Below are 16,446 nucleotides of genomic sequence, written 5' to 3'. Positions count from 1 at the left end.
CTTGGGGAACATGGATAAAAAAGCGGCCCGGACCTCCACCTCGACAGCAGCAGGGTCTTTAGTGACGACGGGTGGATACATCGTGGAGAGAAGTTAAAATGAGGCAGAAACAAACGCACGTTTTTTCTGCCTCGTCCCTACGCTTTGCGCAGATATAATGGGTCCCAATGCGGCTGGGCAAAGAGACTGGTTCAGGAACAGGCGCGCGCCGCGCCGCGCGCCCGGGACTCCCCAGCCCTCAGGTTCGCAGAGCGGAACCGCCGGCCCCGTTCCGCATCATCGTGCTGTTAGCCGGCTTGCTTCTTGGGCAGGTCATGTTGTATGGACCCTCGCTGGCCGGGCGCCGGATATTGCTGCCGCTGGATTTGCTGGGGCAACCGCGGCGCTATTTGCCGCTCGATGCAAAAGCGGGGCCAATCGAGCCCAAGAACCTGACGCTGGGAGATTTGGTCGAGCTCTTCGAGCCGGCGCGCCGTTTTGCGGTCTCTGAGATGCGCTCAGGGCGGATTCCGCAATGGGCCCCATACCAGTTTGGCGGGGCCCCGTTCATCTGGCCGAAGTTCTCGCCGTTTTTGTTATTTGAATGCTCCACGGGGTCGCCGCTGATTTTGGCCTGGGGGCAATTACTCGAAGCGCTGGTGGCGGGCCTGGGGATGTATGTTTTTTGCCGCAAGGTCCTGGGAGTGAGCTTTTGGCCAGGGACGGTGGCGGCGTGGTGTTATCCGCTGACGGCATTTTTCGTATTGTGGCAAGGCTATCCCACGGCTTTATCGGTCGTGTGGCTGCCGTGGCTGTTTGTGGCGATTGACAGAGCGATGCAGGGAAAGGCGCCGATGGATGTGGTATGGCTGAGCGTGGTGACCTGCCTGACCCTGGTGAGCGGGCATTTGGATGTAGCCGGGCAGGTGTTGCTGGTGGGCGGCCTTTACGGTCTCTGGGTTTTGTGGCAGAGCCGCGGCGGGCTGACGCGCGCGGCTTGGCGCCGAGCCGGAGTTTTGGGCGCGGGGTTCGGTGTGGGCCTGCTGCTTGCCGGGCCGTATATTTTGCCGGCCGTCGAGTATGCGCGGAGCGGGATGCGGATGGAACGGCGCAACGCGGGGGAAGAAGACCGCCCGCCCCTGGGTCTAAGGTCGTTGCCGGAGTTGGCGTTGCCGCAGATATACGGGGCCTCGACCAGCCCGAGCATCCGGGTAGGCGAACTGGCCGAGTCCGAGACCCCGGTGGCCGGGTACAGCGGCGTCCTGGCGTTGCTGGTGGCAGCGCCGCTGGGGTTGGCTGGCCGGGGCAGGCGCGGCAACGGCTTTTGGGTGCTGCTGTCGCTCTTGGGCTTGGCGTGGTCGATGGATATACCGGGAGTGGTCAGCGTGCTGCGCCTGCCTGGGTTGCGGATGATGTCGCATAACCGGCTGGTCTTCGCCACGGCTTTCGGTGTGCTGTCGCTGGCGGCGCTGGGCCTTGAGAACCTTACACAGGAGTTTGCAGCGGGGCTGTATGCCTGGTGCGCCTATCGCGCCCTGCATCTTCCGGCGGCGGTATCAAGCGGGCTCGAGCAATCGGTGCGGCAAAGCCTCGCTGTCGGTGTGGTTCATGACCTCGACGGCGCCCGCCGGGCGCAGGATTGGTTTGTCACTCACCATGCGGTTGCAGCGGGTTTGTCCGGCGCCGGTCTGGCGCTGTGGGTGATGCTGCGATGGCGTCCAAGGTCGAGCGGCGTGGTGCTGGCTTGCCTGGCGGCGGGGATGCTCGCCGACCTGGCTTGGTTCGGACACGACCGTGTGGTGCAGTGCGAGCCGTCGCTTTATTACCCGCGCATTCCGGCGTTGTCGGCCATAGCGGACTCGGCGCCCGGGCGTGTCATCGGTTACCGTTGTCTGCCGGCATCGCTGGCCTCTGCAACCGGGCTGAACGACATCCGCGGATATGACGGGGTGGACCCCAAACGCATGGTCGAACTCGAACGGCTGGCCTCGGATGGTTGGTTTGGCGGCTATCCCTATGCGATGACCCAATGGCTGTCACCGCGCGTGAACGTCGCGACCAACGGCCTGGCCCAGCTCCCGCCGGTGCTCGATTTGCTCGGTGTCCGTTACGTCGTGTTCCGGGGCAACCCCCCTCCAGGCACGCGCGCGGTTTACCAGAGCCCGGACTATTGGGTGGCGATCAACCCGGCTGTTATGCCCCGGGTCTTTGTGCCGCAGCGGGTCGAAGTGGTGACCGATTCCAGCACGCGCCTCGAGAGGCTGAATTTGCCCGGATTCGATCCGCGTGCCGTTGGCTGCGTCGAGACCCCGGCGGCTGTGCCGGAGCAGTGCAGAGGCACGGGCGAGATCACCAGCGAGACCCCAACGCGCATTGACATCCGGTTGCGGATGAACACTGCGGGCCTGGCTGTTTTGGGGGACAACTGGGACAAGGGCTGGCGCGCTTATCTGGATGGAAAACCGGTTCGAGTGCTGCGCGTGGACCATGCGTTGCGCGGCGTAATAGCGCCGGCAGGTGAGAGCAAGCTTGAGTTCTGCTATGAGCCAGCGAGTTTCAGATGGGGGCTGGCATTGTTCGGGGCGGCCCTGCTTGCGCTGTTTGCGCTCTTTGCGCGGCGCGCCTTCTCGTAACCGTCCGCGCGCAGCGTCATGGACTGCAGCAGTCTCTGGCGCTTTAGGGCGGTGTCTTGCGTTGGGCTTCCCCTCCACGTCCAGAAGCATAAAACCGCCTCGGCATGCTCAGAATGAAAGGTCATCCAAAGAGAAATGACATTTCTTTCTGGCCAAGGACACTCAATCCTGACATTGTGCGCTCATGTTTGAGAGCCGGCCACCTTGGCCTCATTCGCCTCTGCGCCAACTCAGCACGCGCGGCACCTACTTTGTCACGGCCAGCACCTATCTGAAGGAGCATCATTTCAAAGGGCGTGACCGTCTTCGCGTCCTTCATCGCGGGCTTCTGAAAGTTATGCGGGACTTTGGTTGGGAACTCGAGGCCTGGGCCGTGTTCTCCAACCATTATCACTTTGTTGGCCACTCGCCTCCCAAAGCGCCTGACGCCTCAAACCTGCGGGACATGCTCAGCATGTTGCGCACAAAAACCTCCGGCTGGCTGAATAAGCTAGATCGGACATCTGGACGGCAGGTCTGGTTTAATTTCCGCGAGACCCGGTTGACTTATCAAAGAAGCTATCTGGCTCGGCTCAATTATGTTCACCAAAATCCAGTCAGACACGGCTTGGTGCCGGTGGCTAATCAATATCCCTGGTGTTCTGCAGCCTGGTTCGAACGGTCTGCCTCGTCCGCCATCGTGAAATCCATCTATCGCTTCAAGATTAACCAGGTCCATGTCGATGACGATTTTGATGTAGCCCCTGACTGGTAAGGCCGCAACCACCCCCCGGCTAGGTCGGCGCGCCAGCGTTTTGGACTGCGGCAGTCCTCTGCCGCTTTAGGATGTCCTCCTCATCCCACTATCCCCGCCGCTCAAATACCAGTTGAACCGCGCGGGGAACCTCTCGCCCAAGGTTAGTCCCAAAAGCGCCAGAGGACTGGCGCAGTCCACGACGCTTCGCGCGGACTGAGGTCCCCGGCTTTGCGTCGGCGCGTCAGCGTTTTGGACTGCGGCAGTCCTCTGCCGCTTTAGGCCATGAAATCCGAAATCTGAAACCCGCTCCCTCCCGCGCCTATTCGCGGTCAAAAATAGAAAAACGACCCAAAGAATTCCGCGAAAAAAAATATTAAAAAAGTTTCTTATTTGTGTTGACAATGGACTGCGATATTGATTAAAAAGCACCCTAGCAAAAAACCACAATGATTTGCACCTATGAGAAAAACCCTCCTACTAACCCCCGCATTACTTGCAGCTCTCAGTTTACCAGCCCTTGGCGCAGATACTTGGATTAGCACTATAACTTCGGCTTGGCAGACCTCGGGAAACTGGAGCACAGGTGTTGTTCCTGCGGCAACCACGCCGGTGGCTTTCCAGGACAGCTCAACCATTATCACCAGTGTCGATCTTGGTGGCTCATTTCCTGGGCAGGCCCAAGGCCTCACTTTTGGGGCTTACACCGGCGGCACCGGCTTCACCATCTTTAGCAGTGGAAGCCAGCAACTCAACCTGCGCGCGGGCGGCACCCCTAACGGAATCCAGAACGACGAAACCGCCACCCAAACCATCAACGCCCCTATATTATTGTACAGCTCAAGCGGTGGCACCGGTTCCAGTGCATCGCAAACCTGGAATGCTGCCTCGGGCGCGCTGGTGTTCAGTGGTTCGTATAATGCCGGTTTGGCCACCGTCAACCTCCAGGGCGGTACTCTAACGATTGATGGCGGCTTTAATACAACTATTGGGACAGGGACTGGCCGTGGCGATATCGCCAATGGGAGCTTAATCAAGAACGGCATCGGCACATTGACCCTGGGCGGCACGCACGCCAATGCGTATACCGGCACCACTACTGTCAACGCCGGGACAATCCAAGCCGGCAAAGTCAATGCCTTCGGCACGGGCCAGCTCCTCTTGAACGGCGGCACCGTCAACACCGGCGACTATAATCAGTCTTTCGGCACCTTAAATCTTCAAGGCAACGCGACGTTGGACCTGTCACCAACCGGCACCAATTCTCTCACCTTTTCCGACAGCCACTCGATCAATTGGGCTAGCGGCGCTGTCCTAACCATCGACGGCTGGACCAGCGGCGATACCTTGCGGTTCGGCAGCAGCGGTTCGGCTCTGACCGCTGGCCAGCTTTCACAAATCTATTTTAATATTACAGGTGACACCCAGGCGTCGATAGACCCCGCCACCGGCTTTATTACCCCCGTTCCTGAACCCTCCACTTTGGCCTTTTGCATCGTCGGCGGCTTCGGCTTGACCCTGGCCATCACGTCGCGCCGGCGCAAATCCTGAATCACGAACGTTCCCGAATGCGGGCTGATTTTTTACATACTTGGGTCAAATCTTTTATTACTCCTCTTTAACTTTTAAACTAGAAACACAGAACTCAACTCCCCCATGAAAAGAACAGTCAAACTCATCGGCGCCGCCCTTCTGGGCGCCGCCTGCTCGGGCACGGTCTTCGCCGGTCACCAGGTTTTTAACTTCGACAACGACCCCGGGTCGGACCCGGCCCTCAGCCAGGCCCTCATTCTCGGCACCCACAATTACTATAGCGCCACCGGAGAACAAATCTGGTCCAGCGGCGCGGGTGTCGGCATCAACGGCAACCCCAAGACCGGCGGTTACCTGTCGCTCTGCGACGCCACCAACGGCAATAACAACCTGGTCTTTGTCTTTCCAGACGTGGACAGCGGGTTGCCGGTCAAGGCGTTTCAAATCGACATGGACATGCGCGTGGGCAATCCCAATGCCGCCAATGGCCGGCCCGCCGACGGCTTCAGCATCAGCTTCGCCAGAAACGGTGACATTGCCCTGCAAAACGCCACCAACGGCATTGTGGGCGGGTTCGCGGGCGGCGACGGCAGCATCGCGAACGCGCAGAATCCCCTCGGCAGCACCGACGTTGAGAACGGCACCAAGACGGGCGTGGCGGTGGTATTCGATGCCTGGCAAGGCAATTGGTTGCCCGACACACAGCCCATCAATAACACCGGCGGCAGCAACGACCGCGAAGGCATTGCGGTGCGCGTCGATGACCACACCCTCGTCCAACTCAACCTGCAGAATAACCGTAATGAGAAGGACTGCATCCCCTCCCCTCAAACTGGACTGAGCAATGACGCCAAGGGGCTGAGCGAACAGACCGGCACCAATGCATTGGTCACCGCCAATTTCCTCACGTGCACTGCAACCTACGGCAATAGCGAGTCCTCCGGCTCGTTTACCAATCTCTTTTGGCAGCACCTGATGGTGCGCCTCACCAATATCAGCTCCGTGGCCACCATCGTGACCAACAACCTCACCGTGAGCTGGAAGGGTGTTACCGTTGTGAACACAAACCTCGCAGTCTTTTCGCCCACCGTCGGGCGCCTGGTCCTGGCTGGCCGTTGCGGCGGCAACAACCAAAACGTCCATATCGATAACCTCGTTGTCGATACCACCGTCAGCACCAACGCTTACCTGGTCGATGTCCAAGGCGGCCTGACCAGCTTCACATTCCATCTCTCGGATAACGGCGCCTCCACGGTCACCAGCGTATCAAGCGTTCTACTGGATGGCACTGATGTCACCGCCCAGACCCCCACCACCTACAGCGCCCCCATCACCACCGGCGCCTATTCCCAGGCCGCCCGATTTGCACCCGGCTCGGTTCACACGGTTTCCGTCACCTTTGTCGATAGCTTTAGCGTCACTCAGACCGCCGAAGGCCTCTTCGCGGTTCCCAATTATGCCGCTTTCCCGACCAATTACGTCCTCCCGCTGAGCGCCGTGGACCAGACCAAACCCGGCTTTTATGTCAGCCCGTACCAGAGCCGTGAGGCTGATCCGAACGCGATTTGGTGGGCGGATGAACAGGTAATGGGTTATCACGGCACGAATGCCGTGGGCGCCGGCACTGTCAGCCAGGAAAATGGCTTTGATGTCTGGAGTGGTCCGTTGGGCTTCTATAATCCCTCCGGACGCGCCGTCAGCGCCACCTTCTTCGCCAATGACGCCGATTTAACCAGCTTTGGTATTGGCGCAAATTACCCCCAGGATACCCAGTATGGCGCGGCCCGCTATGATATTTATGACAACTCGGCCCTGGAATTCTTCGGCTACATCTATTTCCCGACCAGCGGCGTCTATAACATGGTCGTCGGCACCGATGACAACTTCCAACTCAGCGTCTCGCAAAACCCTCAGGACCGCATGGGCCAAGTGCTCTGGACCAGTAGCGGGGCGCGTGTGCCTACTGCTTCGTCGCCCCCTCTTGTTGGCGCCGATATCCACCAGGTCATCATCGATCAAGCCGGTGTCTATCCTATCCGCCTCGTCTATGAAAACGGTGGTGGCGGAGCCGCCTTGGAATGGTACACCATCACCCCTCCTGTCGGGTCGCCTGGAATCGATACGTTCCTTGTCAATGATAACAATACCGTAAACCAATCCGGCGGCATCGTCCTTAAGACCTTCCGCGCCTTGAATGGCACCGTGGATGTCGGACCTTACATCACCAAGGCCGACCCGGTTCGGGGCGATTTTGACGTTGTCTATTATCAGCCCGTCACGGTCGATCTGGCCAACGGCACGGGGAGCAAGACCGTCAACCAAAGCACCATTGCCTTGAGCGTCGATGGCGCGCCCCAGACGGTGACCACTACGGCCACAGGCAACGGGTTCCATGTCGCCCAGACCCTGACCGGTTTTTGGTCCAGCGGCAGCCATACCAACCTGCTGACCTTCGCGGATAATCTTGGCACCAATTATACCTACACATGGACGTTCAACGTCCTGGGTGGAGTCTTAGGGGTGGCCTCGGCCGATTCGACCAACAGCACCGCCATCATCAGCATCCCAGCCTCCGCCGGCGTCAGCGCCAGCGCGGTGGATTCCTCCAAACCTGGATTCCGCGTCCGCTCCTATCAAACCCCGATGGAAGCCGGCCAGGGTCATAGCGGCTTCACCGAAGCCGAACTGCTCGGCGAACACGGCTTCAACGTCGCTGACCAAACAGGCACCGGCGGCACCGGCTACTTCACCTGGAACAACCTCGTCGATTTCCGCTATTCCAGCGGGAACGGTGCCCAGGGTGAGTGGACTTACGACCTCGGCGATTTCACCGGGTTCGGCGTCGGTGCTATTGCGCCCGCCTACCGCTTCAACAACACCCCGAGCGATACCTTGACTGAGGAAAGTGCCATTGAGTATGCGTCGTGGCTGGTCTTCAATCAACCGGGCAACTACATCATGTTCGTGAACACCGACGACGGCTTCCGCGTCATGGTCCCACAAGGCACCCCCGGCGGGAAACTCGGCACCTATATCTTCGCAGCCGACGTTGGCCGCGGCATGGCTGGGCCCAACTCCTTTGCGCAAACCGGCGGGTCCTACTTCCAGTTCAATATCCCAACGGCCGGCGCCTACCCATTCCGGCTCCTTTACTACAATGGCGGCGGCGACGGCGGCATCGAGTGGTCCGTTTATCAGCGGCGAGCCGATGGTTCGGTGCTGAAGATGGCCGTCAATGACCCGAATAAAGCCGATGGCGTCAAGGCCTACCAGGCCCTCACAACCGGTGAGCCAACCGCTCCCTATGTGCAGCGCCTTGACCCGGTGTATAACGAGCCGGATGTCAACTTCTGGGAACCGACTGTGGTCGATCTGGCCGATGGCGCAACTGGGAAGACAGTCGATGCGACCAGCATCCAGTTGACCAGCGACGGCTTGGCCCAGACCATCACCACCTCCCACCCCTCGGCTGGCGTTACCCGGGTTGCCCAGCAGTTGACTGAAGGCTTCTTCTGGTCCAATGGCGCGCATACCAACGTGCTGACCTACAAGGATACGCTTGGCAACTCGTACACGAATATCTGGCCGTTCACGGCGGTTGGCCCTGGCTTGAGCATCGTCCAGGTGCCCGCCAGCCAGCGCGTCGACCCCTCCCTGGTCGATCAAACGCAGCCTGGGTTCCGCGTGAAATCCTACCAGACGACGGCGACCAATTCAGGACCGAACATCGCCTTTGCCGAAGCCCAGTTCCTCGGCATGTGGGGGCCGAATATCGCCGACCAGAGCTTCACCAATGGACCCGGCTTCTTCGTCTGGCCCTACCAAATGGATTTCGTCGAGAATGTCGGCGCCAATGGCTCAAACGGTGAGTACCGTTACAATTGGGGCATGAACACCAACTTCGGCTTCCAACTCCAAGGCGGTGGCAACGCGGTTAATTACAACACCATGATCTTCGCCGGTTGGATGAATTTCCCGAAGGCCGGCCTCTACGGCATGACCGTCAACAGCGATGATGGCTTTAAAGTGACAACCCCGCTTGGCGGCAATCCCTTCAGCGAGGCAGGAATCATCCTCGGCTTCGCTGACGGCGGCCGCGGCAATACTACCGGCGGTGCGGCCAATCCGTTCCGTGGCTCGGTCACTCCCTTTGTCTTCAACATCCCGCAGGCTGGGGCCTACCCGATTCGCCTGCTGTGGTACAACGGCACCGGCGGGCTCAGTGTAGAATGGACCCTGATCCAACCCATGTCTGACGGTTCAGTCGAGCGCGTCATCGTTGGCGATCCCAATGTGCCGGATGCGGTCAAGGTATATCAAACCCTGCAGACCGTACCGCCAGAAGTGTTGGCTGTTACGGCATCCATCGGCAGCGGAAATCCCCCGACCAATGGGCTCAATAACGCTCAGTCCGGTCAGCCCGGTCTGACTTTGGGTGGCACCGGCACCACGCAAACCGTACCCAACAGTCAGGATGTTTGGGTGTTCCTCCAGGATGGCAATACGACCACCATCAATCCGACGAGCGCGATCTTGTCCTTCAATGGCGCCACGCAACCGATCACCGTGACGAACGGCAACGGCATCACAGCCCTCCTCCGTTCGGCCACCAACGGCTACTGGCCTTCCGGCAGTTACGGCCCGCTGATGGTCTATTACCAGGACAATACCAGCGCCTGGCACACCAACTTCGTTGCCTATATGGAAACGCCATTTGGCGGCGCTACGCTCCATGTGGGCGGGGTGGCTGAATCCAAGCTCGATACAACCAAACCTGGGTTCAAAGTGCGCACCTATCAGGTTGATCCGGCTATTGACGATCGTGGGGTCAATGAGGGCGCGGTCACAACTGGCGGTCTGACGATACCGAATCGGGTGCCGATCTCCGAGCAACTCCTGGCCGGCATCTGGGGGCCCAACCAGGCCAACCTCGGCCCGGCCACCTACCCGGGCCCTGTCACGAACGCCGGCGCGATTGATAACGGTTACTTCGACCTGACCGGTGGTGGCCCGAGCAATGGAGTAGTCAACCTCAACGCCCAATACCCAGCCAATGCCGGCGACTTCCAGGCCTCGGGCGGTTTCCCCGACCAACCCATGCCCGGCTTGCCCGGCCTTGGCCCCACAACGCAGAATAACGACAGGAGCAATAGCGTGGCCCTGGAAATCCTCGCTTACGTCGATTTCCCGACCAACGGCACTTATACACTGGGGGTCAGCAGCGATGATGGGTTCCGCCTATTGCAGGGCTGGGATACGCCGACCAATAACGGGGCCTTGCTCGTCAACAGCCCTTCGGGTGTCGCCGGCTTTAAAGCCGCCGCGATGAACTCCTGCGAGCAGCCGGTCTCGTCGCAGCCTGTCACCAACTTCATCACCGGCGATCTGGTGATGCCGGATGGTATCGGGTTCGGGAGCGTCTCCAATGGCGAAGGTTGCGTCCTGTTCAATCCGTCGCAATTAGTTGGCAAGATAGCCCTGATGTATCGCAGCGCTAACTGCGGCGCCCTGCAGCAGGTCCAGAATGCCGCTTTGGCCGGCGCCCAAGCGGTCGTCCTCATCCAGAAGCATCGGCCGACAACCGATGGTCTTTTGGCTGAGGAACTGGGCGTCAGCCCGATGCAGCCGATCCCCATGGTGATGATCGAAGAGACCGATGGCAATGCTCTGGTCGCCGCCATGCAGACCAATACGGTCAACGTCACTATCACGCCTTCCTACGATATGCTCAACCCGACCGATGACCGCGTTCTGGGCCAGACATCGGCCGGTAAAGGCAACAGTGATTGCAACTTCCAGGTCACCGTCACCAACGCGCCTCAGGCATATCCATTGCGCCTGGTGTACTGGAACGGTGGCGGCGGCGTGAACGTCGAGTTTTATTCACTGACCGGCACCAACGGTACTCGCAAGCTCGTCAACGACCTGAGCAACCCAAGCTCCGGCCTGGGTTTGGCGGCCTACTACAGCCTGGTCTCGACCACGCCTCAGCTCAGCATCAGGAGCGACGGGGTGAACCTGACCATCACCTACACCGGCACTCTCCAGACCACCACCGACCTGAGCACCAAACCGGTCGTTTGGACCCCGGATTCAAGCCCGAGCCCGGTCGTCATCCCAATCAGCTCGACAACCGGCAACCTGTTCTTCCGGTCGGTTCAGTAAGGGCTGCAGCCCTTCACGGCTAAGCCGTTTTCAAAGGGCCGGGTGTCTAGGCACCCGGCCTTTCTTTGCAAGGATGAAGGATGAATTATGAAGGGGTGAAGATGTGGAAACGGTTCCTATTCAGCTTTTCTCTGCGTTCTTTTGCGGCTGACTGTCTTTATTCCTTTGCGGCGCTCTGCGACTCCCCACGCAGCTGGCTCCTCTGGGCCCCAACCCAAACGAATCGGTTGACAACGGCGGCTGATCAGCTATTGTGGCCGGCCTTTATTGATCGGGTTTCTATTTATGCCGAATACCAAGTCAGCCGAGCGGCGCATGCGCAATAACGCTCGCAAACAAGCGCGCAATCACAGCGTGAAGTCCCGTTTGCACACCCTCGAAAAGAATTTCTTGGAACTCCTGGGCGCCGGGAAAAGGGAAGACGCGGCCAAATCGCTGCAGGCGATCACGTCGGCCTTCGACAAAGCGGCCAAGGGAGGCGTGGTTCATCGGGCGACCGCTAACCGCAAAAAATCCCGCCTGGCCCTGCGGCTGGCCCATGCAAAATAGCTTTTCGAGTTGGTCGGATGTAACCGCAAACGCGACAGACCGGCGCCCTCGGGTGCCGCGCAGCCCAACCGGACTCATCTGAGTTTACGCCGTTCCCTCCAAATCGCGCGAAGCGCATATCTAACGAGGCGCCTTCAACCCCAGACGCCCATCGGCACGCAAAACTTCCGTAGAGCAACAACGCCAGAAAAGTCTGAGCCTGCGCCTCGTTAGAAGTGAATCGCAAAGAGCTTGAGACCAGAAACGCGCCTGTTGATGGAGTCGCGCTCCACGTTGTCTTCGGGTGACCCATACTCGGGCGGCGCGAATGGATTGAACAACTCGAGTGGCCGGCGGGTTTTGATGGCCTCGACCACCGCGCCGCTATAGGTGATCTTGCCTTTGATGATTTGATTTGCCTTGGGTTGTTGGAGGATCAAGGTGGCGGTTGGTTTCTGGATGATTGGCGCCGGCTTTTGCATCTGGGCCTGCACTTTGGCCGGCCTAGCATTGGTGTCTTGGGCGTGGGCCGCACATCCCGCGATGAGGGCAATCAGGATGAACCATGTCTTCATTCTTATCCTTTCGCTGCGCTCCTAAGCATAACCTCGACCACCCCGCCGCTTCTGTCAATGCGACTTTTTGGCCCGGCGAGTAATGCCTCGGTGACGATGGGCCTGACGGCTGAAGCCGGCGTTTCGGACGCGCGGAACGCCGCCTTTACTGAGGAGTCCTTAGCATGAACTACATCTTTAATCTGCCAATGCTTCTCCCTCTCCCCCTTCCGAAGGGGAGAGAGTCGGGGAGAGGGGTCCCTCTGTGTGTAGTCCATCCCACCGTCCTCCCAGCAGTTAGGCGGCAAGCGCCTGCCGTCACTAACCGATTGAACCCAGGCCAAGCGGCAAGGCACACGATGAAGTTGGTCCCAGGCCTCAGGAATGGCGGCGAGAGACCGCCTCAACTCGCCGGCGAGGACGCCTGCGCTACGTCGCGGGGCGCGTCCTGTCCTGAAAAGTGGCACCCGGCTTGCTACTGTAAGGCCTCTCAGAAGACGACGGGGCTGCCGGCTGAAGCCAGCGTTCCGGACGCGCGGAACGCCGCCTTTAGGCGGCAGCGCCCGCCGTCACTAATCGATTACTTGTTATTATTGCAGGAAAATCAGACAGAATCTGTTTATGGGCAGCTTACTGCGCGTCTTGCATCTGGAAGATGATCCGGATTATTCCGATTTAGTCGGGACTATGCTCCAAAAAGAGGGGTACGAAGTGGAGCTGGTGCTGGCGGTCAATCGCGTCCAGTTCGAAGCCGCTTTGATGCGGGATGGTTATGATATTATCCTGGCTGATTACCTCCTGCCCGAATACAACGGCCTCGATGCCTTGCGGACCGCCAAAAAGCTTTGTCCCGAAACCCCCTTTCTGCTCGTCTCCGGCACCATCGGCGAGCAGGCCGCAATCGAGAGCCTGAAAACCGGCGCCACTGATTACGTTTTGAAGCTGTGGCCTGAACGGTTGATACCGGCGGTGCGCCGCGCAGTGCGGGAAACCTGCGAGCGGCGCGAACGCAAACAAGCTCAAACCGAATTGTTCCGGCGGGAGAAATACTTCCGCGCGCTGACGGAGAACTGTCTGGATATTCTGACGATTCTCAACCGCGAAGGCATTTACATTTATAACAGCCCATCGTTGAAACGAGTGCTGGGCTATGAACCCAAGGAACTGGCCGGGCGCAGCGCCTTTTCACTCGTCCATCCGGATGACCTGGCCGGTGTCCAGGACATCTTTCAAGAAGCCCTTTCCTACCCCGACCGCACCCTGCGGCGCGAATTCCGTTTTCGTCACCAGGACGGCTCGTGGCGTTTTCTCGAAGTGGTCGGGCAAAACCGGCTGAGCGATCCCGAGATAGGGGGAATCGTTATAAACTCTCGTGACATCAGCGATAGAAAGACCCTCGAAGAGCAGTTGCGCCAGGCCCAGAAGATGGAAGCCATCGGCCAGCTCGCCGGGGGTGTGGCCCACGATTTCAATAATATCTTGACTGTCATTCAAGGGCATGCCGCTCTTCTTGAGATGGGCGGACGGCTGAGTGGCCCCGCCGCCCGTTCAGCCCAGCAAATCAAGCAAGCCGCTGAACGGGCCTCCGCCTTAACGCGGCAACTGCTGGCCTTCAGCCGCCGCCAAGTGATGCAGCCCCGTCCGTTAGACCTCAACGAGACTGTGCGGAACATGAGCAAAATGCTCGCGCGCATCCTGGGCGAAGACATTCAGTTGGATTTGGAGTACGCCACCCGGCCGGCCGTGGTCCATGCCGATTCGGGCATGCTCGAGCAGGTCTTGATGAATCTGGCGGTCAACTCCCGCGATGCGATGCCCCAAGGCGGAGTGCTGGCCATTAAAATCGCCCCGGGCGCTTCCAACGGCAGCGCTGCCAAAAATGGCACGGGCGACCCTCTCAAGTGGGTGCGCCTGACGGTCAGCGACACCGGCTGCGGTATTGCGCCCGAGTTTCAGCGCCGCATTTTCGAACCCTTCTTCACAACCAAGGAAATGGGCAAAGGCACCGGGCTTGGGTTGGCGACGGTGTATGGCATCGTCAAGCAGCATCAAGGCCGGATTGAAGTGGAAAGCCAGGTGGGCGCCGGCACCACCTTTACAGTCTTTTTGCCGGCAAGCGCCCAAGCGCCCGAGGCGAACCATAAACCGGTCGCTGAAAAGCCCGTGCGCGGCGGCAACGAAACCATCCTGATCGTGGAAGATGAGGGCCCGGTGCGTGAGCTGGTTTGCAATCTCCTGGCCGGCTACGGCTATAAAATTGTCCAGGCAAACTCCGGCGTCAAAGCCCTCGAGGCCTGGGCTCATTGCCAACAGAAGGTGGATTTGCTTCTGACCGACCTGGTCATGCCCGACCGGATGAACGGACGCGAGCTAGCCGAGAAGCTCTGGACCGAGCGGCCTGGGCTGAAGGTTATCTTTACCAGCGGCTATAGCGCCGAGGTTGTGGGGAAGGATTTTGTCCTGCGCCGCGGCCTCAATTATCTTCAAAAGCCATATGAACCCCACCAACTCGCCCATGCAATCCGGGATTGCCTGGACGGGGTGAATTGATTGCCCCTGGTTCAGGGCAAAAGCTGTCTCATTCGAAGACAGGCCTCTTTGGGGACCAGTACGGAAGCCGTTTCCGTGCCAAATCCCTCTTGTCATAGGCGGAAAGACGTTTACAATAATCCCATGGCACAAGGCTTACAGTTGTCGCAGCGTTTAACGCAGTCGCTGGTCCTGGCACCGCAACTGCAGCAATCGCTGGCGCTGCTGCAAGCCCCCACCCTTGAACTCAAGGCCCTCGTCGAGCAGGAGCTGCAGCAAAACCCGGTCCTGGAGGAAGCCGCGGCAGAATCCGAGCCGCAAGACAAAGAAACCCGCGACGCCGAACAGGCCGAGGCGGCTGACCCAACGGAGCCCCCTGCCGACCTGTCTTTCGATCCGGCCTCAGAAAAAAACACCCCTGAACCGGTGGACGATTTCCAGGCTGAATTCGAGCGCCTGGTCCAACTCGACCAGGAATGGCGTGATCACTTTTCCCAGACCAATATCCCTCTTCGCGCATCGGCTGAAGATGAGGAGAAGCGCCAGTTCATGTTTGATTCGCTGGTGGCCGCCACCTCGCTCCAGGAAATCCTGCTCGAACAGGTCCGCGAATCCTCCCTGCCCGAGGACCAATGGCCGGTGGCCGAGTTGCTCATCGGCAACATCGATGAATACGGCTACTTGAAGGCCACAGTCGAAGAACTCGCCCATTCAACGGGGATGCCTGCCGAGACGATTCTAAATGTGTTGAAGGTCATTCAGAGCTTCGAGCCTGCCGGGGTTGGGGCGCGCGACCTGCGCGAATGTTTGCTGCTCCAGTTGGAACGTTCAGGCCAGCAATCCACTCTCGAGTACCGGATTATCAGCGATTTCATGGAGGCGCTGGGGAAACGCCGTATCCCCGAAATCGCCCGGGGCACCGGCACCGAAGTCGATGAGGTCCAGGACGCCATGGAGAACATCGCCCGACTCGAACCGCGTCCAGGACGGGCCTATCTGCCGGACAATGACCAATACATTCTGCCCGAGGTCTTTGTTCAGCGCTCCGGACACGATTTCACCGTCACCACCAATAATGAACACATCCCCCACCTGCGAATCAGCAATACCTACAAGGATTTAATGGCCCAGGGCCAAAACTCGCCCGAGGTTCGCAATTATATCCGCGAAAAAATTCGCGCCGGGAAATTCCTGATAAAGAGCCTGCACCAGCGGCAGCAGACCATCCTCAACATCGCCAAGGAAATCGTTCATCGCCAGCACGAGTTCATGGAAAAGGGAGTGGCGTTTTTGAAACCGTTGACGATGATTCAAATTGCCCAGGTCGTTGGCGTGCATGAAACCACCGTCAGCCGCGCGGTCTCAGGCAAGTACATGCAGACACCCCAGGGCATCTTTGAGATGAAGTACTTCTTCACTGCCGGCATCCAGACCGCCAATGGTGACGGTTTGTCCAACACCAGCGTCAAGGATATGATTGCCGACATCTTCAAGAGCGAAAACACCGGCAAACCCCTTTCCGATCAAGAGGTCGTGCGCATGCTCAAGGACAAAGGCATCGTCATCGCCCGGCGCACCGTCGCCAAATACCGCACCGAGCTGAACATCCTGCCTTCCAACCTGCGGAAGGTGTATTAAACGAACGCCCATTGTTTTTTCATTGATAGGTGGCGCTCGGATTCCATGCTGCCCGGTTAAAGAAGTTGAAGACGCTCCTGCGTCCGCTGCACATGGAGCTGAAGCAGGATTTCATGTAAGGGCCGAGCAGCCAAAGGATTTAAGATGCCTGCGC

The 16,446-nt window shown here is 59.2% G+C and carries 8 protein-coding genes; 7 read left to right on the top strand and 1 reads right to left on the bottom strand.

The genetic code is table 11. From position 1 onward, the window contains the following. Positions 1 to 167: 167 nt before the first annotated feature. The 5 genes from VG146_16305 (at position 168) to rpsT (ending at position 11,592) form a co-directional block, all read left to right on the top strand. On the top strand, positions 168 to 2,612 hold the full coding sequence (locus VG146_16305; protein HEV2393916.1) for a hypothetical protein: 2,445 nt from the start codon (positions 168 to 170) through the stop codon (positions 2,610 to 2,612). A gap of 184 nt (positions 2,613 to 2,796) precedes the next feature. Continuing rightward, entirely contained in the window at positions 2,797 to 3,366 is a 570-nt protein-coding gene (locus VG146_16300; GenBank protein ID HEV2393915.1) for a hypothetical protein, read from the top strand. 441 nt (positions 3,367 to 3,807) lie between these two features. Beyond that, entirely contained in the window at positions 3,808 to 4,896 is a 1,089-nt protein-coding gene (locus VG146_16295) for an autotransporter-associated beta strand repeat-containing protein (GenBank protein ID HEV2393914.1), read from the top strand. Between the two features lie 105 nt (positions 4,897 to 5,001). Beyond that, the gene (locus VG146_16290) at positions 5,002 to 11,043 is read left to right on the top strand and encodes a PA domain-containing protein (GenBank protein HEV2393913.1); all 6,042 of its coding nucleotides are present in this window, start codon (positions 5,002 to 5,004) and stop codon (positions 11,041 to 11,043) included. A gap of 285 nt (positions 11,044 to 11,328) precedes the next feature. Next, on the top strand, positions 11,329 to 11,592 hold the full coding sequence (rpsT, locus tag VG146_16285; GenBank protein ID HEV2393912.1) for a 30S ribosomal protein S20: 264 nt from the start codon (positions 11,329 to 11,331) through the stop codon (positions 11,590 to 11,592). A gap of 209 nt (positions 11,593 to 11,801) precedes the next feature. Here rpsT and VG146_16280 read toward each other — a convergent pair whose 3' ends face one another. Next, positions 11,802 to 12,146 carry a hypothetical protein gene (locus VG146_16280; GenBank protein ID HEV2393911.1) on the bottom strand — a complete coding sequence of 115 codons (345 nt, stop codon included), beginning with the start codon at positions 12,144 to 12,146 and terminating at the stop codon, positions 11,802 to 11,804. A gap of 600 nt (positions 12,147 to 12,746) precedes the next feature. Here VG146_16280 and VG146_16275 point away from each other — a divergent pair. Both VG146_16275 and rpoN read left to right on the top strand, forming a co-directional pair. Then, entirely contained in the window at positions 12,747 to 14,675 is a 1,929-nt protein-coding gene (locus VG146_16275) for a response regulator (protein HEV2393910.1), read from the top strand. A gap of 123 nt (positions 14,676 to 14,798) precedes the next feature. Beyond that, the gene (gene rpoN / locus VG146_16270) at positions 14,799 to 16,292 is read left to right on the top strand and encodes an RNA polymerase factor sigma-54 (protein ID HEV2393909.1); all 1,494 of its coding nucleotides are present in this window, start codon (positions 14,799 to 14,801) and stop codon (positions 16,290 to 16,292) included. The last annotated feature ends 154 nt before the right edge of the window (positions 16,293 to 16,446 follow it).

Source organism: Verrucomicrobiia bacterium (assembly GCA_035946615.1).
Classification (GTDB): Bacteria; Verrucomicrobiota; Verrucomicrobiia; order Limisphaerales; family UBA8199; genus DASYZB01.
This window is presented reverse-complemented; position numbering and strand designations above follow the sequence as displayed.

Bases quoted from the DNA above. Each gene is read 5' to 3' on its own strand.
- VG146_16305 (HEV2393916.1), top strand. From the start codon at position 168: ATGCGGCTGGGCAAAGAGACTGGTTCAGGAACAGGCGCGCGCCGCGCC.
- VG146_16300 (HEV2393915.1), top strand. From the start codon at position 2,797: ATGTTTGAGAGCCGGCCACCTTGGCCTCATTCGCCTCTGCGCCAACTC.
- VG146_16295 (HEV2393914.1), top strand. From the start codon at position 3,808: ATGAGAAAAACCCTCCTACTAACCCCCGCATTACTTGCAGCTCTCAGT.
- VG146_16290 (HEV2393913.1), top strand. From the start codon at position 5,002: ATGAAAAGAACAGTCAAACTCATCGGCGCCGCCCTTCTGGGCGCCGCC.
- rpsT (HEV2393912.1), top strand. From the start codon at position 11,329: ATGCCGAATACCAAGTCAGCCGAGCGGCGCATGCGCAATAACGCTCGC.
- VG146_16280 (HEV2393911.1), bottom strand. From the start codon at position 12,146: ATGAAGACATGGTTCATCCTGATTGCCCTCATCGCGGGATGTGCGGCC.
- VG146_16275 (HEV2393910.1), top strand. From the start codon at position 12,747: ATGGGCAGCTTACTGCGCGTCTTGCATCTGGAAGATGATCCGGATTAT.
- rpoN (HEV2393909.1), top strand. From the start codon at position 14,799: ATGGCACAAGGCTTACAGTTGTCGCAGCGTTTAACGCAGTCGCTGGTC.